The following is a 299-nucleotide window of genomic DNA, read 5'->3' as shown; positions in this document are numbered from 1 at the left end:
GCTGGAGTAACGTGAGCTTCCATGTGTTTGACGATATGGATGGTGATGGCGCTGCCGATGTAGCACTGCAAGGATTAAACAACAGCTCTGGTAACCATGAACTGGTGATAGTTAACGCCGTTAATCGCAATACGATAATCACCATTAACCTAGGCAGCGACTGGGACAGGGCTCCAACGGTTTATCAGATTGGTGATACCGATGGTGATGGGGTGCCTAATGTGGTGGTGTTGGGGGTTCAAAGCGGACAAGCTGAATTTGCTACCTACTACTGAGGGATCCCCACGAATTTAGCATGT

Annotated in this window: 1 protein-coding gene; it reads left to right on the top strand. The window is 48.8% G+C overall.

Annotated elements, in window-relative coordinates; all coding sequences use genetic code 11:
* Positions 1-275: hypothetical protein (locus ACX5KA_RS05295; protein ID WP_458730589.1), on the top strand; the 275-nt coding region annotated here is incomplete at its 5' end.
* Positions 276-299: the final 24 nt, after the last annotated feature.

The organism is Alteromonas alvinellae, assembly GCF_902705805.1.
The sequence above is the reverse complement of the archived record's forward strand: the minus strand, read 5'-3'. Positions and strand labels throughout refer to the sequence as shown.